A 23,563-nucleotide genomic window follows, 5' to 3' on the forward strand; every position below is an offset into this window, starting at 1 on the left:
TTATGGAAACAAGGGAAGGTGTAAATTATGTTTTTAGATATAATAAAGATTCTATTGCAGAAAAATATATAGACAAAATTATAGAAACACAAGAGTTTTGTTATGAATTTATATGCAAATACTTAGATGTTAAAATGAATGATAGAATTCATTATTACTTATGTGAATCACCTGAACATGTTGGTCAAATTTATGGAGATAATGAACCTTGTAATGCTTTTGCAAGCAAACCTAATAAGATATATGCAGTTTATAATGAAGATATTAAGTGTATTGGGTTTCATGAGGATGCACATATAATTTCATACAATACACTAGGTATTCCAAATAGAGCTTTTTTAAGAGAAGGATTATCAATGTTTTTTGATAAGGGATATTTAGGAATAGATAATTATAGCTGGGTAAGATATTTTATATTAAATAATAAGTATGTAAGTATAAATGAACTTATAGTTAATGATAAGTTTCATAAAGCTAGTCACTTTATAACTTACACTATAGCTGGAGCATTTGTTGACTATCTAATTTGTACATTTGGAGTAGATAAGTTCAAAGAATTTTATAGCCATGTAGATGATAACTTTGAAGAGTGTTTTAAGGAAACTTTTAAAGTGTCACTAAAAGATTTTGAAGAAAAATTTAAAAGATATGTAAATATTTTAAGTAGAAATAAAGATATTGAGAAATTAATAGAAAAGAAATTAAGTTAAAGAATTTTAGAAGAAGAGATATAGGTAAAATATTATTAGAAGAAAGTTTAAAGTTTTCAAAGATAGAAGAGGCAGAAAAAGATTTTTAAAGAAACTAAAAGTTTATTAATAATATAAATAAAAGGGGTAGATATTTTGTTAAAATTAATAATAATTTTTATTGTTTCGATAATTATTTTAAATATAGCTTATGCAATTGGGATTAAAAAAAGATTAAATTTAATATCATTAATAGATGAAAAGAAATTAGAAAATAAGACTGAAGAAGAAATAAATAAAGCTAGCACTATAATGGGTTTGGGATATCTAATTATATTTATATTATTTATTGCAATGCATTTATTGAATAAATTTAGTATAGTTGCACTTATATTATTAGTTATAGATATACTTGGAATGTGTATATATATTTACAAAATTTTTTAGAAATTTCATACTAAATAGAGATAAGCTCAAATAGATATTTTAAATTACAAATACACCTGTTTTAATCAGGTGTATTTGTAATTTAAAGAAATATACTTGGAAAACATAATTATAATAGTTTTTTCCATTGAAGTAAGAAAAATTATATGAAATAATATAAATTAAAGAAAATTATAAAAAGGAGAGTAGTTTATGAAAAAAACTAATTATAAAGAGCTGGGAGTTGTACTTCTTAACAAATAAGGAGTTACAAAATAAAATAACTCCTTATTTGTTAAGTTGATTATTGTACAACTTAAAAATAAAGGAGAATAAAAAATTGAAATACAAAAATGCTAAAAATTTACTACCAAATGAATTACTTGAAAAAGTGCAAGAATATATCCAAGGGGATGTTATATATATACCAAAGCTAAAAGGAGATAAAATACCTTGGGGAGCAAAAAATGGTGCAAGAAAAGCCATTTACACAAGAAATAAAGATATATTTGATTTATATATAAATGGATACTCAATAGAAGAGATAATAAATATATACAACCTATCAGAGTCTAGCATAAGAAAAATTATATCTAAAATAAAAAAAGAAACTATTGAAAATGCTAATACACTAGACTTAGGAGGGGTTACCAATGAATAATACAACTATTGAAAAGCTACAATTAAACGAATTTAAAGAATTAGTAAAAATACACTGTGTAAGTTCACTTGGAAAAGAACTTATAGATAAACTAAGTCCAAGTAAAAATTTAAATGTAGTAAAAAGAAGACTGATGGAAAATAAAGAAGCTAGAAATGTATTATCAAATAGCAATCATATACCATTAGAAGGCTTATTTAATATAAATTCTATAATAGAAAAAGTAGATAAAGGAATGATTTTAGATCCTATAGAACTTACAAAGGTTCAAGATTTTTTAAGAGGATGTAAAAAAATTAAAAACTTCATGCTCGATAAGGAGTTTTACGCTAAAACTCTAAGTTCTTATGCACTTAACATAACTGAATGTGATTTTATAGAAAGTGAAATAGACTATATTATAAAAAATAATAAAGTTGATTCAAATGCTTCTAAAGAACTTAAAAAGATAAGAAGAAATATTGAGGTTTGTGAAGCTAAAATAAAAGAGCGATTAAATAAATTTATAACATCAAGTATCAATAAAAAATATATACAAGAATCTATAATAAGCAAAAGAGGAGATAGATACGTAATACCTATTAAATCTTCTTATAAAAATGAAGTTGATGGAGCTGTTTTAGATTCTTCATCAAAAGGAACTACAGTTTTTATAGAGCCGTCAAATGTATCTAAATTCAGTGTAGAGCTTGTTAGTTTAAAATCCGATGAAAGTATAGAAGAGTACAAAATACTTTCATACTTAACTGAATTGATATTTGAAAAGATAGTTCAAATTAAATTAAATTTAGAGATAGTATCTGAATATGATATGGTCTTTGCAAAGGCTAAATATAGTTTGAACAATAATTGTATAACCCCTAATATTAATGGTAGGGGTTATACTAAAATAGTAAATGGAAAACATCCATTACTAAAAGGAAATGTGGTACCACTTAACTTTGAAATAGGAAAAAATTATAGAAGTCTTATAATAACAGGTCCAAATGCAGGTGGAAAGACCCTATCATTGAAAACTGTGGGGCTATTAACTTTAATGGTACAGTGTGGGTTTGATATTATTGCAGATGAAAGTAGCCAAATAAGTGTATTTGAAAATGTATTTGTAGATATAGGAGATAATCAAAGTATTGAAAATGCACTAAGTACATTTTCTTCTCATATAAAAAATATTGCTGAGATAATGAATGCTAGCAATAAGTCTACTTTAGTGTTATTTGATGAAATTGGAAGTGGAACAGAGCCAAATGAGGGAGCATCATTGGCTATTGCAATACTAGAAGAGTTTTACCAAATGGGATGCATAACAGTTGCATCTACTCATTATGGGGAGATAAAGAATTTTGCAAATATGCATGAAGAATTTGAAAATGCAGGAATGATGTTTGATAAAGATACTTTAGAACCTTTATATAAGCTTGTTATTGGAAAATCGGAAGATAGTAATGCTTTGTTTATATCTAAAAAGATGGGTATAAGAGATAAAGTATTGAAAAGAGCTAGTGCTTATATAAAGGATAAAGACTATAATTTGGACTTGGTTAAAAGAAGTAAGATTGAAGGTAAAGAAGCAGTTGTTGAAGAACTTAAAGAGATAGTTAGTTATCAAGTTGGGGATAAGGTTAAGTTATTAGATAAAGATGATTTTGCAATAGTTTATAAAGAAGTTGATAAATTCAATAACGTTGAAGTTTTGTACAAGGGTGAATTTATAACTGTAAATGTAAGAAGAACAGAGCTATATTTAAAAGCACAGGAACTATATCCTCAAGATTATGATACTAATAGTTTGTTTATTTCCTATGAAGATAGAAAACTAGAAAAAGATATTAAAAGAGGTTCTAAAAAGGCGCTTAAAAAGATTCAAAAGGAAATAAAAAATAATAAAATTAAGTAATATATTGATTAAAATACAGCAGATTCTAATGAAATTCTGCTGTATTTTTTAGTTTAAAAGTAAATTATATATCAAAGATTTAAAACTATGTAATAAATAAAGTGAAAAATAAAAAGGTATTAAAAAATAGAAATTAGAATACAAATAATATTATTATATTTTAAAATTAAACTTTATTATAATTTTAAGGGGGATAAATATGAAAAAAGGATATGATATCTTTGGAAAAGAGTATGGAGTAATGCTAAGAAATGATTTGCATGCAACTGATTCTATAGATCATAAATTTATGAAAGATATGATTTTGGTAGATGAAGAATCTAAAAACTTATTTTATGAAGGTATTCCTAAGGTTTCTAAGGATGTGTGTAAACATGAATTATTTGAATTTGCTCAAAAGTTTAAAGGAAGTAATGATTTAGATACGATTAAAAATATTTTAAAATTTACATCTAATATGGCTTTAAATTATGATATAAATTTTTTAGATATGAAGTTTGGAGGGCGAGAAAAAGATATTATATCGAGAAAAACGGATTGGTGTGCTGACATGGCAAGAGTAGGATGTGTTTTATTAAAGTGCAACAATATCCCAGCTAGGATTTTACATATTGTTAATATTAATAAAGCTTACAATGGTCATGTTATATGTGAAGCATTTTTTGAAAAAAATTATGGGGTATGTGATTTTATACATGGTGTAGTTGGTTATGATAAAGGGCCTATATCAGCTTGGGAAATGAAGTTAGATAAACATCTTGTAACAAAGTGTTATTCTAGAGATTATCAAGGTTATTCAAAAGAGAATGACTTTGAAGGACTATTTTCAGAAATAGCTATAAATGAATATGATATTATGGATGAAAATAATAAATTTACTGAGTCTAGACCAAATGAATATACTATAAAAATAATTGAAGAAAATCATAACAATAAATGGTTCATGGATGAGGATGAAATTTAAAAATTAAACTCTCAATATATCAGATTATATTGAGGGTTTAATTTTTTGTAAATAAATTTAGAATTAATTTAATTTGCGAATATATTATTGTGTATAGATAATATCTATACGTCAATTTAAAAATAGTATTTAAAAAATTTATAATAAATTTTTTTTATTTATTATCATATTTATATTGAATTAAAATTTAAATAATTATTATTGGAAAATATTAACCGGAAAATGCATTATTAAAAACTAAATATGCTAAACTCATTTATTTCTATAATATCAATTTTAAAATTATTGATATGGAAATAAATAAGTTTAATTTTTATATTCGAACTAATTTGAAGGAAAATTAAAAAATTTTATAATAATAAAATAATGTCAGAAAATTATAAAATTTAATATGATTTGAAAAAATATTTTTAATTTAGTATTTCGTATGTACATTTGAAAAAATTTAATTAAGTAGAATTTAAAAATTATTTTGTAAGTAAAATTATTTGTAAAAATTTTAACTATAATTATAGATATAATCTATAAAAAAGTTAGTATTCTAAATATTTGTTTTGAAGAATAGTTGACAATCTAATCATATCTCTATAACATTTATAGTGAAAGAACCAACATAATTATGTTTTTAGCAACAAAAAATAACATTTTGTATACAAAATCTTTTTAATCTGAAACAAATCTTTAATTTTCAATCTTTACCAAGATAAATAAAAATATATAATTTAAAAACTTAAATTTATTGTTTATAAAATTAATATAAATAATACTTATTCAAAAATTTAATAACTATTGTTAAAAAATTATCTTGAATTTTAATGAAAAACATCAATCTAAAGACTTAATTAATATTTACTATATAAAATAAGCTACTTTACTTAATTACAGGATTGGTACTAAAGATTGACTAAATAAAAAATTAACAAGGGAGATGGATTTTAATGATTAAAAAAAATATAGCAATTTTAACAGTAGCAGGATTAACTCTCAGTTTTCTAGCACCTTCAGTAAGTTATGCAGATAGTCAAACAAAAGAAGATTTACCACAAGCATATAATGTTAAATCAGAAAAAGATTTAAAGGATGTTTTGAAAAATGTATCAGATGAATATAATATAAAAAAGAATACTGATCAATATCAATTAGTTGATACAGAAAAAGACGATTTAGGATTTACTCATTATACTTTAAAACCTAAAGCTGATGGCTATTTTGCTGAAGCAGCAGAAGTTAAAGTACATACTGATAAGTCTGGCAAAGTTGTCTTTGTAAATGGAGATTTAGATCAAGGTAAATTGGAAGTTAAAAATCAAACTAAAATAGATAAAGATAAAGCTATTGAATTAGCTTTTAAAGCAATAGAAAAATCACGTGACGAAGTTAAAAATTTATCAGGTAAAGATGTTGTACAAGAAGCTAAAATAGCCGTAGATGAGCAAAGTAATAGAGCAATTTATAGCTTAGACATAGCGTATACTGTACCAGAGCCAGCTCATTGGAATATTAAGTTAGATGCAGAAAATGGAAATATAATTGAAAAACAAAATATTATAGAAAATGCAGCTCAAACAACAGGAACTGGAATAGGTGCCAATGGACAAGTTAAATCACCTTTAAATATAACAGAAGATGGAGGAAAGTTCTATTTATTAGATACTACTCATAAAGGGAAAATAGCTACTATAGCTTTTGAGGCATTTGATGATAATGGTATAGTAGGAAGTGTTATATCTAATATAAAAAATTGTTTTGATGGTGAAAAAGATAAAGCAGCCGTAGATGCTCACTACTTTACAGATAAAGTTTATAAATATTATAAAGATGTTCATAATAGAGAAAGTTATGATGACAAAGGATCAGATATATACTCTTATGTACATGTACCAAATCCAGATACAGGTGAAAGTTGGAGTAATGCTGCTTGGACTGGAGCAGAGATGATTTATGGAGATGGTAATCAAGTTGAAGAAAATTCTTTCTCAGCAGCAGATGATGTTGTTGCTCATGAAATTACACATGGAGTTACATCATCAACAGCTAATTTAGTTTATAAGTATCAACCAGGAGCTTTAAATGAATCTTTTTCAGATGTATTTGGATACTTTGTAGATAGTGATGATTGGACAATGGGTGAAGATTTATATAAAACACCTAATACAGCTATAAGAGATTTAAAAGAACCTAAAAAATATAATCAACCAGAACATATGAATGAATATAAAAATTATAGTATAAATTATGATAGAGGTGGAGTTCATATAAATAGTGGTATTCCTAACAAAGCAGCATATAACACTATAACTAAATTAGGAAAAGAAAAAGCTGAAAAAATTTACTATAGAGCTCTTACTAAATATTTAACAAGACAATCAGACTTCTCAGATGCTAGTCATGCTTTAACTCAATCAGCAAAAGATCTTTATGGAGATAAAGAAGCTAATGATGTTCAAGCTGCATGGAATGAGGTTGGAGTAAATTAATTTATAAAGTTTAAAAATAAATATTAAAGAAATTAACCACAGTAATTAAGTTTAGAATTATTGTGGTTAATTTTTATTGTAAATATATTGTAATTATAATAAAATTTACCCTAAAGGAAGAGGGATGTATAGATTAAAGAAAAATATAAAGGTAGTGATTATAATGAAAAATTTATTTTCTATTGGTGAGGTTTCTAAAATAAAAGGGGTTACAATAAAAGCATTAAGATATTATCATAAAATGGGAATTCTTATTCCACGACATATTGATAATACAACTGGCTATAGATATTATTCTATAGATCAATTTATTCTGTATGTTTCTAGGGATAAGGGTAAGACTTGGGATTATGTGAAAGAAGTTAAAGATGATAATTAATTAAAAGATAAATAGGGGGAGAGATATGTTAGAGTTAATACAAAGTATTAACATCAAAATAGCTGGGTATTTAGCAATTTTCATGGTAGTAATAACTATGATAAGTCATAGTTTGGTTATATTAAAAGTAATTCCTTATACATGGATTAATGGAGGAAGAAGTACATCTTATGAAGAACAAAAGAAACAATCTATGGTTGGAATGATAGTGTTAATAATAACAATACCATTTTTACTTATATCTAGTAGTATTATCACTATTAATATCAATAATATATGGTTTATCATAATAAGTGCTGTATTGTGGATTTTGGTTTTAATGCTTATAATTAGTATTATAATGCAATTTTTAGGAACAAATTTTGAAAGATATGTGATGAGTATAGTAGCATTTACATTATTAGTGTGTGTACTTAGGATAGCATTACAAACAATACAGTAGTTTATGAAAGTAATAATAATTAGATAAAGTGAAAAGTAAGATTTGTATATTAACCGTATCGCAGGTAAGTGATACGGTTTTTGTATAATTATAAATTAATAATATAGGAGTAAAAGATGAAGATTAATAGACTAACTGAAATAATAATTCTACTTTTAAATAAAAAGATTGTAACAGCAAAAGAATTAGCAGATAAATTTCAAGTATCAACAAGAACTATATATAGAGATATTGAAGAACTATCATTATCAGGTATTCCAGTATATATGAACAAGGGAAAAAATGGGGGGATATACTTATTAGAGGAATACTCATTAAATAAAACTATATTATCTGAAAGGGATAAGCAAAGTTTAATCATTGCACTAAAAACACTAGAGGCAACAAAGTATCCTGAAATTGACTCAATTACAAATAAAATTAGTTTTATGTTAAATAAAGAAGAATTATCAAATTGGATAGATATAGATTTTTCTCACTGGGGAAGTGATTTCAATGAAAACAATAAGTTCAATAAAATAAAAAGTGCAATATTAAATAATAAGATAATAGAGTTTAGCTATGTAAATAGTTGTGGAAACAGATCAATACGAACTATTGAACCAATGAAGCTTATTTATAAAGGTCAAACCTGGTATTTATATGGATTTTGTAAATTAAAAGAAGATACTAGAACTTTTAGAATAACTAGAATGAAAGATTTAGATGTGAAAGAGGAAAATTTTATTAGAAGAAAGATAAAAGATATAGATACAAATCCATCAAAGAAAATGATAGAAAATATAATAAATCTAAGATTAAAACTTAAAAAAGAAGTATTATATAGAATGTTTGATGATTTCAACCAAGATTCATTAATTGATAATAAAGATGGGACTTATGAGATAAGTATAGAAATACCAGAAAATGAATGGTTGTATGGGTACATTCTTTCTTTTGGTAACTTTGTAGAAGTTATAGAGCCAGAACACATAAGAAATATTATATTAAATAAAATGAAAGAAACTATAAAAATGTATGAAGAAAAATCATAAATAATTAATAAATATTTATAATATGACACATAGATGTCATATTATATTAGTTATACTTTAGAAAAAAAGTATATTAGGAGAATTATTTATGAATTATGAAATAGTTAATTTAGAAGAAAAACAAGTTGTTGGATTAGTTAAAGAAACTACTAATAACAACAATAAGGCAATTAAAGATATAGGGATATTATGGGAAGGATTTTTTGTGAAAGGATATTATAAAAATATAGAAAATAAGAGAGATAACAAGCCTATTGGTCTATATACAGATTATAAAGGCGATTTTACTAAGCCTTACAACTTTCTTTGCTGCTGTGAAGTAAATGAATCATATGATGTAAAATATCCATTAGTAAGAAAAATAATATCAGGTGGTAAATATGCTAAGTTTATTATAAAGGGAGATGTTCAAAAGTCTGTAGGTGAGTTTTGAATGAAATTGTGGAAAATGAATTTAGATAGAAAGTATTCTTGTGATTTTGAAGAATATCAAAATAATGATGAAGATATACAAAATCAAGAAATTCATATTTATATTTCTATAAATTAATACTGCTAGAAAAAGTCAAATTATTGCAATTGTTTTAAAACTAAGAAAGATAATAGGAGATTAAATATGAAACATGAATGGAGAAAAAAAGAAAAGTATTATTACTTACCAAAAACTAACCCTGAAATAGTAAATATTCAAGAGTTAAAATTTATTCAAATAAAAGGGTGTGGGAATCCAAATAGTGAGGAATTTTCTCAAAAGGTAGGAGCTTTATATTCATTATCTTATGCTATAAAAATGATGCCTAAAAAAGGGATAACACCAAAGGGGTATTTTGATTATACAGTATATCCTTTAGAAGGAATATGGGATTTAACTAATGAAGCAAGAGATTATGAAATCTTTGATAAAAATAATTTAGTATATACAATAATGATTAGGCAACCAGAGTTTGTAAATGAAGAAGTTTTTAAAGAAGCTATAGAAATTTTAAAAAAGAAAAATAATCCTTTATTAGATGAAGTTGAATTTGTTAGTATAGAGGAGGGTATGTGTGTTCAAATGATGCACATAGGTAGTTTTGATGATGAATATAAAAGTTTTGAAGTTATGAATAAATTTTGTAAGGACAATAATATATTAATAAAAAATAAAGCTCATAGAGAAATTTACATATCTGATTTTAGAAGAATTCCTAAGGAAAGATTAAAAACAGTTTTACGATATAGAGTTGAATATAAATAAGAAGAATTTTATTTAAGGGGAAATATATAATGAAATTAATCGATGTTAATATTGAGAATATAGATAAAGAACATATATGCTGTGCTATTTCTAATAAGAAAGACGATATTCCAGTTTCATCAAAAAAATTATGGTTAAAAGATAGCTTTGAAGATGGTCTTGTTTTTAAAAAAGGTGATGTAAGAGGAAAAGTTTTTATTGAATACATACCAGCTGAAAACGCATGGACTCCTATTGATGCAAAGGAATATATGTTTATTAATTGTTTTTGGGTTTCAGGAAAATTTAAAGGGCAAGGTATAGGAAGTAGATTATTAGAAGAATGTATAAATGATAGTAAGGATAAAGGTAAAAAAGGATTAGTGGTATTAAGTTCTGATAAAAAAAGACCTTATTTATCAGATCCAAAGTATTTAAAGAAAAAGGGGCTTATTGTAGCTGATAGGGCAGAGCCTTATTTTGAATTATTATATTTACCTTTTGAAGAAAATGTATATGTTCCAAAGTTTAAAGATAGAGTAAAGTCAAAGGATATTAATGAATTAGGATTTACTTTATATTATTCTAATCAATGTCCTTTTACAGCTAAATATGTAGCTTTACTAAGTAATTATATGAAAGATAAAGATATAGATTTTCGTATAGTTAAATATGAAAATAAAGAACATGCACAAAACTCAACTACGCCATTTACAACATATAGTATATATTATAATGGAAAATTTATAACTCATGAAATTTTAAATGAGAAAAAACTTGAAAGTATAATTTGTAAGTATAACAAGTGAAATAGTATTTTTTATAAAAGCTTTATAAAGTATAGGTCTAAATCTAGATCTATACTTTTTTACTACTTTAGAAAAAATCACTTTAGAATATTAACTTATAACAAAAATTATATAGACTTAAATAATAATGTAAGAATTTATTAAGAATTTGAAAAAAATATATTAAAAATTAATCTGTACTATATAAAGTATGGAGGGGATAAGAAATGTGGAAAAGGAAAATTAAACAAAAAAAGATTCAATTTATTTTAATAGCTATTATCTTAATGGTGTCATCATCTATATTTGCAATATCTATAAACCTTACAAGTACAGTAGAAGAATATACAAATGAATACTATAAAGGGGAGAATATAAAAGATATTGTAGTTCAAACATACAATAAAGACATAATTTCTAGAATAGAGGATTTTATAGAAAAAAAAGAACCTAAAGAAAATGATATAAGATATTCAGATGCCTTAATGGTAGATAGGCAAGTTTTTTTAGAAAGTAAAAATCTGGATTTAAGCATGGCAAGTTTAGTAACTTTTGAAAATAAAAAAAGTCACCCTTGGGATGTAGTAACAACAGAAGGTGAAAAAAGAGACAGACCAAGTAAGGGTACTATTTGGGTACCTAATATAATAGCAGACCATAAGGACATAAAAATAGGCGACAAATTAAGAATAAAAGATGGAAAAGAATATAAATATTTAAGTGTATCAGCGTTAGTAAATGAATCTTTAATTCCAAATTCAATGGTTGGTTCTACTAATTTATATATAAATAAAGAGGATTATAAGACGTTTAATAACCTTGTAAAATCTCATTTTATTGGATACAACTCATCAAAAGAAGCAGAGAATGCAACTAAAGAATTAAGTACTTATATTGGAGATTCTTTTGAAGGTCTTATGCTTGATAAATGGATAACTAACTTCGTAGCAAATTCTACAAGTATGATTACAGGTGCAATAGGAATGAGTATAGCATTATTAATATTTATTGTATCAATTATAATAATAAGATTTGTTTTATGGAGCAACCTTTTAAAGGAATATAAATCTATAGGAGTATATAAATCTATAGGAGTATATAAATCTATTGGTTATACTTCAAAACAAATAAGAAGTATATATTTAAAAAGTTATGGAATAGTTGGTATTATTTCTATTACTATTGGAAGCTTTTTAAGTATAGCTTTTATAAATTATATGGTAAATCTATCCGTTAAATATATTGGTATATATGAAGGAAATAACAATAATTTTACCTTTATATTTTTAACCATAGCTATAATGAGTTTGGTATTAATCATAAATATATATTTATTACTTAGAAGAATAAACAAAATCAATCCAGTTGAAGCATTTAGAGTAGGAGTAACATCATCTAAAGAAAAGTTTAAAAAATCATTAATCAAAGATGCCTCATCACCATTATCTATGGCTATAAATGATATTTTCAAACATAAAAAGCAAAACCTAATTATAGTAACTATACTTTCTATGGTAATGTATGTATCAGCATTTATAGTAAGTGGAAATTACTCAATGGAAAATATAGATTATAATGCATGGAATGTGTTTGGAACAATACAAGGAGATATTGCATTAGATTTTCCAACAGGAGATGAATCTTATGATAAAGCACTAGAAGAACTAAAAAATGATTCTAGGATATTGGAGGTAAGAGAATGTTCTTTTGATGTAGGGCAAATTGTATACTTAGACACAACTAAATACAACATAAAAAATGCTCAAGTTATTACTACTTTAATAGACAATTATGAGAATAATGAAGGTTTTAATGTATCAATTAAAGAAGGTAGAAATCCAAAATTGAAAAATGAAATAGCACTAACAGAGCAAATTCTAAAAGATGCTAATTTAGAGATTGGAGATTATATAAAGGTAAAGGTATTAGGGGAGGAAAAGTCATTGCTAATAACTGGTAGTTATACAAGTATGATGTCAAATAACTACTCTATGAGAATGACTTTAGACATAGTGCCTAAGGATATGAGAAATAGTCTTTTAAATTTAAATCTTAACGCAACTTTAAAGGATAAGAATGATTATGATAGTGTTAAAAAAGATTATAAAGAAAAGTACGAAGTAGCAAGTGTAGACATATCTCCTAGTTTAATTGTTCAAACTGCTAAGTCGGTGGTTGAAACAATTACTCCAGTAACTAGTATTATTTTAACAGGGATATTGATATTTAGTATTTTAAATATAATAACTCTTATAATGATGAACAATACCGATAACAGAAGAAACAATGCTATTATGAAATCCCTAGGGTTTTCGAATAAATACATTATAAGGAGGACTTCATATAGAATTATTATACTTACAGTTATATCATCACTATTTGGATTTACTCTAAACTTAATTATATCAAAGAATATATTTAAGATAGCAATGTCAGGAATAGATGGATTAATGATTCCATATAACTTAGTTTCAGCTACAATATTATTTATTGCAATAATAACTATTTTAACAACAATAATATCAATGTTTAGTATAAGAAAAATATCCACAGTAGAGCTTATGGAAGAATAGGGGGAAGTGTTATGAAAAGTATTATAAAAGCAAGAGGACTTTGTAAATCATTTATTTTAGGCAAAACAGCAAATAATGTGTTAAAAAATATAAATTTAGATATATATGAAGGTGACTTTACTGTAATAATGGGGAGTTCAGGTTCTGGAAAATCAACACTTTTATATTCTATAAGCACTATGGATAATCCAAGTGCAGGTAGCCTTGAGCTTTTAGGCAAGGATATAACAAATCTAAATGAAAAAGAAGCTACAGAGATTAGAAATAAATATATCTCATTTATATTCCAAAGTATAAACTTACTTTATGATTTAACTATAAAAGAGAATATAACTTATACTGGTTATTTAAATAATAAGGATAAAAAAAGCGTAAATAAAAAAGCAGAAGAGTTAATAAATAGATTAGAATTAAAAGAAATTGAAAATAAATACCCATCAGAAATATCAGGAGGACAACAGCAGAGAGTTGCAATTGCAAGAGCTTTAATAAATACCCAAAAAGTAATATTTGGAGATGAACCAACAGGAGCGCTTAACTCTTCAACAGGTAAAAAAGTACTTGATATTCTAACAGAGTTAAACAATGAAGGTCAATCGATAGTAATGGTAACTCATGATTTAAAAGCAGCATCAAGAGCAAGTAGGTTAATTTACTTAAAAGATGGAAGAATTGATGGAGATTTAGATCTTGGGAAATTTAATGAAAAGGATTTAGAGGGTAGAGAAGAAAAAATATTTGAATTTATAAAGAGTAGAGGTTGGTAATGGTATAATCAAAGTGGGGGTGACTAGAGTGAGTGATAAAATTTTAGTAATTGAAGATGATATTGATTTAGGGAATTTAATAAGAGATTATTTAAAAATAAGTGGCTTTGAAGCAATAATAGCTAATGATGGTTTAAAAGGATTAGAATTAGCTAATGAACCTGAGATAAAACTCATTATTTTAGACATCATGCTCCCACTTTTAGATGGTATTGAAGTTTGTAAAAGAATTAGAACTATATCGGAAATACCGATACTGATGTTATCAGCAAAAAGTGGAGAGATGGATAAAATATTAACTTTAGGTGTAGGAGCAGATGACTATATGACAAAGCCATTTTCTCCTATGGAACTAGTAGCAAGAGTTAAGGCACATGTAAGAAGGTACACTTCGTTTTCAAGTGAAAAGCAATCATATATAAAGCAATTTGGAGATTTAATGGTAGATTCTAAAGGATACAAGGCAATATTAAAGGGAAAGGAAGTAGCATTTACTTCTAAGGAATTTCAGATATTAGATTTCTTTACATCAAATCCATATCAAGTTTTTTCAAAGGCACAGGTATATGAAAATGTATGGGGATATAGTGAGTATATGGACGAAAATACTATAGCTGTATACGTTAAAAGAATAAGAAAAAAGCTTGGGGAGTATGGAGAAAAATCCATTAAAACTATATGGGGAGTAGGGTATAAGTGGGAAAGTATAGAATAAAAAGCAATTATATATGTAGGAAAATCAGTATATTTACAGGATTAATATTTCTTTTTATTATGATTTCATTTATATACTCTATTATAATTTTAAAATATGATGGTAAGGAAGAAGGAAAGAGTAATATATTAAGAATACAAACTTCAATTCAAAGAGAAAAGATTAAAGAAATGTATGAAGATAATAATTTTAGAATGGAAAAATCATTTTATAATTATGCATTTATAAATTTAAAAGGAGAAGTTATTTTTTCTAACTTAAAAGATTTTAAAAAAGAATCTAGAGTAAATCTGGAAAATGATATAGGTTATGATAATTCTTTTATACAAAGAACTAGTGATGGTAAATTAAATAAGTTAGTTAGATATAGCACTCCATTAGTAATTAATAATGTCCAAAAAGGAACTATAATCATAGATGTGCCAATAGAAATACTAGAAAACGATTATAATTATAAAAAGCTTATACCTTTATGGATAATGTTAATTACCATAGGATTAATTACAATTATAATAAAAAGATTGATAAAAGTAGATATGATAAATCCAATAAAAGACATACATAAAAGTGCAAAAAACATACTTCGTGGTAACTATAATTGTAAGATAAGTTATGATTATCATGGAGAAGTAGGAGAGTTTTGTCATGATTTTGAAGCTATGAGAGATGAAATAATAGTATCAAAAGAAAAAGAAGAAAGATTAAGGAGAAGTGAAAAAGAGTTATTAGCATGTATTTCTCATGATCTAAAAACACCTCTTTCCTCAATACTTGGATATGTTGAGGGTATAAGGGATGGGATTGTTTGTGATGAAGAGGGTATAAAAAGGTACTCAAATATTATAATTAAAAAATCAAAGGAACTTTCAAAATTAATAGATGATATATTAGAACAATCAAAAACTGAGTTAAATGAAATGAAAATTGAAAGAAAAGAAATGTATTCCAATGATTACTTAGTTGAAACTCTCATGGATATATCTATTGATGTGGCAAATAAGAATATGAAATTAAATGTTTTAGGGGAGATACCTAGGGCTTTAATTTATATAGATGAAAAAAGAATGAATCAAGTTATAAGTAATATTATTTCAAATGCTATTAAGTATTCAGATTTAGGAAAAGTAATAGATATTTGGGTAGATGATGATATAAACAGTATTACTGTAAATATTAAGGATTATGGTAGTGGAATTAGTATTGGTGATATACCCTTTGTTTTTAATAAGTTTTATAGAGGAGAAAAGCATAGAAATACAAATATATCAGGATCAGGACTTGGGCTTTCTATATCAAAGTATATAGTTGAAACTCATGGGGGTGTTATTAAGTGTAATTCATCATTAGAAGAAGGTACAACTATTAGCTTTACTATACCTAAAATATAGTTTGCTAATTGATTTTAATTTAATAAAAGTAGGATAAAAACTTCTTATAAGCCTAGCAAGGTTTGTGAGAAGTTTTTTTATTAAAGTGACAAAAACGTAAGTTAAATCCTTATTCTTATAAGATAAATCAATGGTTTAGTATATAAGTATATTTTATTATTTACCTAAGAATATAAAATAGGGGGAACTTATAAATATGAAAAAATCTAAAGCATTAATTTTATCTATAGGAGTTTTTGCTTCTTGGTAGATTATTATTTATGTATCATTGCATCTAGGTGCAAATCTAAACTTGTTTATGAATGGAATAGGTGGGGAAGGGGAGATATTTTATTTATATTACTACTTACTAGCAGTAGCTATAACAATTATTTTTAGATTTTTTAACTGCAATATTAATTTTAGCCTTTTTATTTTCTATAGGAAAGTTCAATTTAGTACTTATGTTAATCATTACATTGATGGCTTTATATGGAATACAAGGTGCTTATCAACCAACTGTTCAAGCAAGTATACCACTTTTAGTAGATAGAGAGAATTTGTTACCAGGAAATGCAGTTATAAATCAAGTTAGTTCACTTGCAGGATTATTAGGGCCTATAATGGGGGAATTTTATATGGATTTTATGGATTGATATCTATTTTAATAGCAAGTATAATATGCTTTTTTATATCTGCTGCTATGGAAATTTTTATAAAAATACCTTATAAAAAGCGACAAACAACATTTAGTGCCTTTGCTATTGCAAAAGATGATTTTAAAACTAGTTTAACTTTTATTTTTAAGGATAGACCTGTAATTTTTAAAACGATTTTTATAATTTCTTGTTTTAATTTAGTTTTAAGTTCTTTGATAATGATTGGTATCCCAGTTATTATTACTCAAATATTAAATATGTCTAGTCAAGCTTATGGTGTAACTCAAGGGTTGTTAGCTTTTGGTGGACTATTTGGTGGAATTATGACTGGCGTTTTGGTAAAGAAGATTAAGATTTATCATAGTCATATAATTTTATTAATTGCAATATTAGGGCTAGTTCCAATTGGCTTTGTAATTATGTTTAATGTAACTCCAATGACTTCTTATGTGGTTATTACGGCGTGTTGTTTTTTAATAATGGCAGTATCTACTTTATTTAGTATTCAAATTTTAACTTTTATACAAAGTGAAACACCGAGCCATCTTACTGGAAAAGTTATTTCATTTTGTCTGGCTATGACAATGTGTTCACAGCCTATTGGTCAAATTATCTATGGATATTTATTTGAAGTGTTTAAAGATGATACTTATATAATTATTTTTAGGGCTGTTTTAATTTCAAGTTTAATAGCCTTTATGTCTAAAAAGATTTTTAGTAATTTGAAAGAGACCAAGGTTTATCCTGAGGTTTGTAATGATAGAGAATAAATTATCATACAAATTTTAAGTTTCTAGAGACTTACATGAAAAAGTTTAATGGTTTTTAAAATTTCATATATAAACTTTGACTAAAAATCCAAGTTTTTAAAATCTACATTATATTAATATATGTAAAGTGTTTTAGGGAGAAATTTTTTACTATAGACAATCAAAAATATAGAATTTATAATTGGAAATCATATATGTATAAAAGATATAACAATAATATTTAGTGGGATGAAAGAGTTTATGTATATTAAATCTATATAAAGAATTTTTTATTATTAACATTGTCACAACTGTGGGTTGTGACAATATTTTTTATTGTGAATATTTTAGAATATATACAAACTATATGTAAAATGATAAAATTAAGTAGTTAAAATTTACCAAAATATTAAGTTATTTGTAGTAAAGTTAATACACAAGAAAATATATTTTAGTAATTAATACTTGTATTTAGAAACTTATGATGTGATAAGTCGTTAATATTTAAGCAATTAGAGTTTGACAAGTTTGAAAATACCAAAATGTATATTTAAAACAGAATCAAGGAGGAAGAAATGGTATTTAGTAGTTTAGTTTTTTTATTTGTATTTTTGCCAGGAATAATTTTTTTATATTATATATCTAAAGATAACTATAAAAATTATTTGATTTTAGTGGCAAGTTTATTTTTTTATGCATGGGGAGAGCCGATATATATTGTTATAATGCTAATATCTATAGTAGTCAACTTTATATTTGGAAAGAAAGTATGTAAAGATAATGATAAAAACAATAGAAATATTTGGTTATTTATGTCCATTATGTTTAACATATCTATGCTAGGTATATTTAAATATACTGGATTTTTTATAGAAAATATAAATAGGATGTTTGGAAATAATATTACAAACCCAGGAATAGCGCTGCCATTAGGAATATCTTTTTTTACATTTCAGGCAATGAGCTATGTTATAGATGTATATAGAGATGATGCAAAGGTTCAAAAAAATCTATTACACTTAGCATTATATATAAGTTTATTTCCGCAACTAGTTGCAGGACCTATAGTTAGGTATCAAACAGTTGCAGACCAAATAGAAAATAGAAAACATACTGTGCAAAAATTTGAAAATGGAGTTAGTAGATTTATAATTGGATTATCTAAAAAAGTGTTATTATCAAATTCATTAGGTATGTTAGCAGACAGCGTATTCAATACTCAAATATCAGAACTAACTGTATTATCGGCATGGTTAGGTATAATTGCATATTCTCTTCAAATATTCTTTGATTTTAGTGGATATAGCGATATGGCAATAGGACTTGGTAACATGTTTGGATTTGAATTTTTAGAAAACTTCAACTATCCATATATATCTAAATCTGCTTCAGAATTTTGGAGAAGATGGCATATATCATTAGGGTCATGGTTTAAGGATTACATATATATACCATTAGGTGGAAGTAAGAAAGGAAAATTAAGAAATTATATTAATTTATTTATAGTATGGTTTTTAACAGGATTTTGGCATGGTGCTAGTTGGACTTTTATAGCATGGGGACTTTATTTTGGAATTTTAATAGCTATTGAAAAAGCCTTTTTAGGTAAAATTTTAGATAAGATTTATCCACCTATTAGTCATTTATACTTAGTATTAGTTGTCATGATTGGATGGATATTTTTTAGATCAAATAGTTTTAACTATGCATTTAACTATATAAAACTATTATTTGGATTAGATAATAATTTACTTTATAATAATTTAACAATCATGTATTTGAATGATTATGGTTATATTCTTATATTAAGTGTAATTTTTAGTATTCCTATAATTCCTATTTTAAAAAACAAACTACATGAATTCAAAGAAACTCATGCATATTACATTATAAAAAGTATAGTGTTTATGTCTATGTTTGGAGCTACAGTAATAGAATTAGTAAATTCAACATATAATCCGTTTTTATATTTTAGATTTTAAGGTAGGAGAATACAATGAAAAAAATAAAACATTTTTGGTTAACAGTTCCATTTATTGTTTTTATATTTGGAGTAGGTATATTAAACCTTTTATCAAAGGATAAAGCTGAAAGTTTAAATGAAAATAGAAGTTTACAACAAGCACCTGGTATAGAAAATATCATTAATAGAGATTATCCAAAGATATATGAAACATATTATACAGATCAATTTATTAACAGAGATTCATTATTAAAGCTATATACTAAATTACAAATTAAAATGAATAAGTCTACTGTGAGAGGATATTATATTATAGATAACAAATGGATAATGCCAAATAAAGTTGGAAAACAAAAAGATGAGCAAATAAAGCATATTGCTGATAAAGTTAATGAATTTTCTAAAAAAATTAAAAAAGATAGTAGAGAAATATACTATATTTCAACTCCCTGCAAAAGTCAAGCACTAGATGGATTATATCCAAAGTTTGCAGGTAAGGGATTTGCATTAGAGAATGTAAGTAAATTTGGACAAAATCTAGATGAAAATTATATAAACTTTATAAATATAGATAAATATTTTCATAATGAATTTTCAGAGAAAGAAAAGGAAAAAATGTATTTTAAGACAGATCACCATTGGAATGGAATAGGTGCATTTGAAGGATTTAAATATATTATAAAAAATATGAATGTATTAAATGAAAATAATAAAGATTTAATAGATGATAGTAATTTTGAAATATCAGAAATAGCCAATAAAAAGTTTTTAGGAAGTTACAATAGAAATTTATTTTCCTTATTCAGTAAAGATGAAAATATTCCATATGTAAATTCAAAGGGAAGAAAAAAATATGAATATTTTAATAATAATGGACAAGGATATGAGATATCAGATGAGAGTAAATTAATTTCAACAGAAAAAAACTTTGATGAGATTACTTATGGAGGAGCATATACGAGTGATATTCCATTGTATAAAATAGAAAATAAAGACGCTCCTATAAATAAAAAAGTTCTTATAGTGCGTGATTCATATCAAGCTCCAACAACTTTATTGTTTGCAGATTTATTTAATTCAGTAGAAATACTAGATCCAAGAAATAATATTGACTTAAATGTATCTAAAGTAGTAAATGAAAGTAATCCAGATGTAGTAGTATTTATGTTTAATAGTGAAACATATGGTGGTATGGTTGATTTAATTAAATAATAAATAGGATTTGTAATAGACCTTTTTAAAACAAAATTAATTAGTAATTTTGATTTTAAGAGGTCTATTTTAATTATATGTATAACTATTTCCAAACCCTTTTAGCACCAAAGATTTCTTGCATATAACCATATAAAGAAACTGGGGACATAATCATTTGATAAAATAATATAAAAAGTAAAAATCCCAAAATATTTCTTCTAACTTTTAAATTTAAATTCTTAAAAATAATCTTATATTGATAATAATATAAAATACTAAAACTTATAAGTGTTAGAGGAAAAACTAAAAGCATCATGGGTCCTACAATTGCAAAATTACCTAAAAATAAAGCTAAAAATAAACCTGGAATCCAAAAGAAAGTATAACTAAAATCCATATAAGGAATAATCAAATCTATACCAGTTGAAAACTTACAAAATATAGAAGGTTGTTCCCAAGGTTTAACTTCTCTTAAACCTTCAATCATACCCCTAGCCCATCTTGAACGTTGCTTAGCAAAATGTGAAAGCTTAGTAGGAACATCCGTAAAAGCTATAGCCATTGGTTCAAAATAGACTTTTCTATTCTCAGCAAGCATCTTCCAAGTAAGAACTATATCTTCTCCTATAGCATCAGACCATCCACCCAAATTAGAAACTACCTCTGTTTTATAAAGTGAAAAAGCACCTTGAGCAACCAAAGTACCTTGATATAAACCTTGCATTCTTTTAATAGATGCTATGCTTAAAAAGTAATCCCATTCTTGTACTTTAGAAAGCCAATTATCTCTACTATTTCTGACTAGCATAGAACCTGCAACTGCACAAACTTCTTTCGGAGAAACCTTTATTCTAGAAACCAAATAACCAATAGAGTGTTTAGGGATTAAGGTATCTGCATCTAGGGTTATTACATATTCTGTTTCGACAAATTTTAAACCATAATTAAGTGCATTAAACTTTCCAGGTTTAGGTTCTTTTAGCAATAATATATCCATATCTAATTCTTTTTTAGCTCTTAATACTTCGTTGCTAGTATTATCATTAGAGTTGTTATCAATTACTATTGTATAAATATTACCATTATAAACTTGATCTTTAACATACTTTAAGGTATTGAATATACTAGCTTCTTCGTTGTAAGCAGAAATCAAAAGGGTTATATTATCATTTACAATGGTAGGATCTTTTATCTGAGGTTGTTTATCAGATAATAAACTTACTATTAAAAAGGCATTCATAAATCCGGGAACAAGGGCTATACCACTAATTATAAAAATAGAGGCAAAAGGGGATAAGATAATAGATAAATCCTTAATCCAAGGAAATGATAATGAAAATGCTACTAATGTTAGAATAGTTGATAAAACTATATTTATGAAAAATTTAGTTTTTACGCTTATATAAAATTTAGAGTAAGTTTTATCAACCAATTTTGTATTATCTATATTATTAATTTCAATTAATTTTTCCATGTTATCTACCTACCTTAAAACTTAAAATAACTATTTACTAGCTAATAATACATATTAATTGAAAAATCATTAATATACTAGCGTTAATATAAGGTAAAAATTACAGTAAAAGTAAATTCAATAAAATGTTTAAAGGAAATGATTAAAGGTTATTATCATTAATATATAGAAGTTATTAAAAAATAGAAATAGAGGTGAGTTAATGGGGTATAAAGATTACTTAGAAGAAATTAAAAACTTATTATGGTCAACTTGGGATACTACTGAAATTGGATATAATGAATTTAACATTATAAAAGAAAAATTGATTCAGTTGTATGAACAAACTAATGATCCAGAATGTTTTGCTATAATATCAGAACTTCACATACATAAATCAAATTCTCATAAAAGAAATGCAAGAGAATATGCTTTAAAAGGAATAAAAGAAGATATAAATGACAGTTTTTTACATGGTAATTTTGCAATATCATCAAATGGATATTGGACGGATTTTATAAAAAGAAATCATAATGATTTAATAGAATTTTATTACTATTTTACTAAAAAACATCCAGAAGTTTTTATAGGAAGAAGACTGTTAATTACAAACTTAATAGATAATTACAGATTTGAAGAAGCTTTAGAAGCAATTGAAAATGGATTAAAATTTGAAAATGAAAAGAATTATTTACTACATATATATAAAGGTGAAATTTTATTTAGAAAAGGACACATAGATGAAGCTTTTGAAATTTGGAGTGAAACTTGTAGAGCTTATAGTGAAAACTATATATGCTATATGGCAATAGGTAATCAGCTAGCTAACTTTGCAAGATATGATGAATCCATAGAGTATTTAAAAAAATCTTTTCTTGTTCAAAAAATACCTAGGAAGATAGATTCCTTGATAGCTTTAGTTCAAATATTTGAAATAAAAAAAGATTACGAAGAAGCTTTAAAATATACCGATTTAATATTACAAGTTTATGAAAAAGATTATAATATAGTAAATGGAGACGATACAAAGATTTATATAAGAAATAAAGAAAAGTTTGAAGAAATTTTATCAAAACAGAAGATTGAAGAAAAATAGAAAACGTTTACACAAAACTGTTGAAAAAGTTTTTTTAAAATGTTATTATGGTGG

At 25.2% G+C, this 23,563-nt stretch carries 22 protein-coding genes; 21 read left to right on the forward strand and 1 reads right to left on the reverse strand.

The window, feature by feature from the left end; translation table 11 throughout:
• Positions 1 to 2 precede the first annotated feature (2 nt).
• The 20 genes from ATCC9714_RS06860 (at position 3) to ATCC9714_RS06950 (ending at position 20,978) form a co-directional block, all read left to right on the forward strand.
• Positions 3 to 710 (forward strand): hypothetical protein, encoded by a 708-nt coding sequence (locus ATCC9714_RS06860; RefSeq protein ID WP_057544833.1) that lies wholly within the window; start codon positions 3 to 5, stop codon positions 708 to 710.
• A gap of 135 nt (positions 711 to 845) precedes the next feature.
• Positions 846 to 1,136, forward strand: coding sequence for a hypothetical protein (locus tag ATCC9714_RS06865; RefSeq protein WP_021130009.1), 291 nt, complete (start codon positions 846 to 848; stop codon positions 1,134 to 1,136).
• A 319-nt stretch (positions 1,137 to 1,455) separates the two neighbouring features.
• A complete protein-coding gene (locus tag ATCC9714_RS06870) occupies positions 1,456 to 1,776 on the forward strand; it encodes a CD3324 family protein (protein WP_057544834.1) in 321 nt (106 codons plus the stop codon).
• Positions 1,769 to 3,673: an endonuclease MutS2 gene (locus ATCC9714_RS06875; RefSeq protein ID WP_057544835.1), complete on the forward strand. Its 1,905-nt coding sequence runs from the start codon at positions 1,769 to 1,771 to the stop codon at positions 3,671 to 3,673. Before ATCC9714_RS06870 ends, ATCC9714_RS06875 begins: the two co-directional genes overlap by 8 nt.
• A gap of 199 nt (positions 3,674 to 3,872) precedes the next feature.
• Positions 3,873 to 4,637, forward strand: a complete 765-nt coding sequence (locus ATCC9714_RS06880) for a transglutaminase-like domain-containing protein (RefSeq protein WP_057544836.1) — start codon at positions 3,873 to 3,875, stop codon at positions 4,635 to 4,637.
• A gap of 938 nt (positions 4,638 to 5,575) precedes the next feature.
• Entirely contained in the window at positions 5,576 to 7,114 is a 1,539-nt protein-coding gene (locus ATCC9714_RS06885) for a M4 family metallopeptidase (RefSeq protein ID WP_057544837.1), read from the forward strand.
• A 124-nt stretch (positions 7,115 to 7,238) separates the two neighbouring features.
• A complete protein-coding gene (locus tag ATCC9714_RS17555; RefSeq protein WP_057544838.1) occupies positions 7,239 to 7,493 on the forward strand; it encodes a MerR family DNA-binding transcriptional regulator in 255 nt (84 codons plus the stop codon).
• A 25-nt stretch (positions 7,494 to 7,518) separates the two neighbouring features.
• Positions 7,519 to 7,935, forward strand: a complete 417-nt coding sequence (locus ATCC9714_RS06895; protein ID WP_057544839.1) for a hypothetical protein — start codon at positions 7,519 to 7,521, stop codon at positions 7,933 to 7,935.
• A 116-nt stretch (positions 7,936 to 8,051) separates the two neighbouring features.
• Complete coding sequence (locus ATCC9714_RS06900; RefSeq protein WP_057544840.1) at positions 8,052 to 8,969, forward strand: helix-turn-helix transcriptional regulator; 918 nt, start codon at positions 8,052 to 8,054, stop codon at positions 8,967 to 8,969.
• Positions 8,970 to 9,057: 88 nt separating this feature from the next.
• Complete coding sequence (locus tag ATCC9714_RS06905; protein WP_021124246.1) at positions 9,058 to 9,402, forward strand: GyrI-like domain-containing protein; 345 nt, start codon at positions 9,058 to 9,060, stop codon at positions 9,400 to 9,402.
• A gap of 183 nt (positions 9,403 to 9,585) precedes the next feature.
• Entirely contained in the window at positions 9,586 to 10,206 is a 621-nt protein-coding gene (locus ATCC9714_RS06910; RefSeq protein WP_057544841.1) for a GyrI-like domain-containing protein, read from the forward strand.
• 29 nt (positions 10,207 to 10,235) lie between these two features.
• A complete protein-coding gene (locus ATCC9714_RS06915) occupies positions 10,236 to 10,994 on the forward strand; it encodes a GNAT family N-acetyltransferase (protein ID WP_057544842.1) in 759 nt (252 codons plus the stop codon).
• A 206-nt stretch (positions 10,995 to 11,200) separates the two neighbouring features.
• Positions 11,201 to 13,546: an ABC transporter permease gene (locus ATCC9714_RS06920; RefSeq protein ID WP_057544843.1), complete on the forward strand. Its 2,346-nt coding sequence runs from the start codon at positions 11,201 to 11,203 to the stop codon at positions 13,544 to 13,546.
• 11 nt (positions 13,547 to 13,557) lie between these two features.
• Positions 13,558 to 14,313, forward strand: coding sequence for an ABC transporter ATP-binding protein (locus ATCC9714_RS06925; RefSeq protein WP_057544844.1), 756 nt, complete (start codon positions 13,558 to 13,560; stop codon positions 14,311 to 14,313).
• A gap of 28 nt (positions 14,314 to 14,341) precedes the next feature.
• Positions 14,342 to 15,028, forward strand: a complete 687-nt coding sequence (locus tag ATCC9714_RS06930) for a response regulator transcription factor (RefSeq protein ID WP_057544845.1) — start codon at positions 14,342 to 14,344, stop codon at positions 15,026 to 15,028.
• A complete protein-coding gene (locus ATCC9714_RS06935) occupies positions 15,010 to 16,416 on the forward strand; it encodes a HAMP domain-containing sensor histidine kinase (RefSeq protein WP_057544846.1) in 1,407 nt (468 codons plus the stop codon). The genes ATCC9714_RS06930 and ATCC9714_RS06935 overlap by 19 nt, the downstream gene beginning before the upstream one ends.
• Before the next feature lie 443 nt (positions 16,417 to 16,859).
• Positions 16,860 to 17,051 (forward strand): MFS transporter, encoded by a 192-nt coding sequence (locus ATCC9714_RS17560; protein WP_151433016.1) that lies wholly within the window; start codon positions 16,860 to 16,862, stop codon positions 17,049 to 17,051.
• The gene (locus tag ATCC9714_RS06940; RefSeq protein WP_057544847.1) at positions 17,048 to 17,824 is read left to right on the forward strand and encodes an MFS transporter; all 777 of its coding nucleotides are present in this window, start codon (positions 17,048 to 17,050) and stop codon (positions 17,822 to 17,824) included. The genes ATCC9714_RS17560 and ATCC9714_RS06940 overlap by 4 nt, the downstream gene beginning before the upstream one ends.
• Before the next feature lie 554 nt (positions 17,825 to 18,378).
• On the forward strand, positions 18,379 to 19,785 hold the full coding sequence (locus ATCC9714_RS06945) for an MBOAT family O-acyltransferase (protein ID WP_057544848.1): 1,407 nt from the start codon (positions 18,379 to 18,381) through the stop codon (positions 19,783 to 19,785).
• Positions 19,786 to 19,799: 14 nt separating this feature from the next.
• The gene (locus ATCC9714_RS06950; protein ID WP_057544849.1) at positions 19,800 to 20,978 is read left to right on the forward strand and encodes an alginate O-acetyltransferase AlgX-related protein; all 1,179 of its coding nucleotides are present in this window, start codon (positions 19,800 to 19,802) and stop codon (positions 20,976 to 20,978) included.
• Positions 20,979 to 21,063: 85 nt separating this feature from the next.
• On the opposite strand, the gene ATCC9714_RS06955 is transcribed toward ATCC9714_RS06950, so the two are convergent.
• A complete protein-coding gene (locus tag ATCC9714_RS06955) occupies positions 21,064 to 22,434 on the reverse strand; it encodes a glycosyltransferase family 2 protein (protein ID WP_057544850.1) in 1,371 nt (456 codons plus the stop codon).
• Positions 22,435 to 22,636: 202 nt separating this feature from the next.
• Here ATCC9714_RS06955 and ATCC9714_RS06960 point away from each other — a divergent pair, with 202 nt between their 5' ends.
• Positions 22,637 to 23,509, forward strand: coding sequence for a tetratricopeptide repeat protein (locus tag ATCC9714_RS06960; RefSeq protein ID WP_057544851.1), 873 nt, complete (start codon positions 22,637 to 22,639; stop codon positions 23,507 to 23,509).
• Positions 23,510 to 23,563: the final 54 nt, after the last annotated feature.

The organism is Paraclostridium sordellii (genome assembly GCF_000953675.1).
GTDB lineage: Bacteria > Bacillota > Clostridia > Peptostreptococcales > Peptostreptococcaceae > Paraclostridium > Paraclostridium sordellii.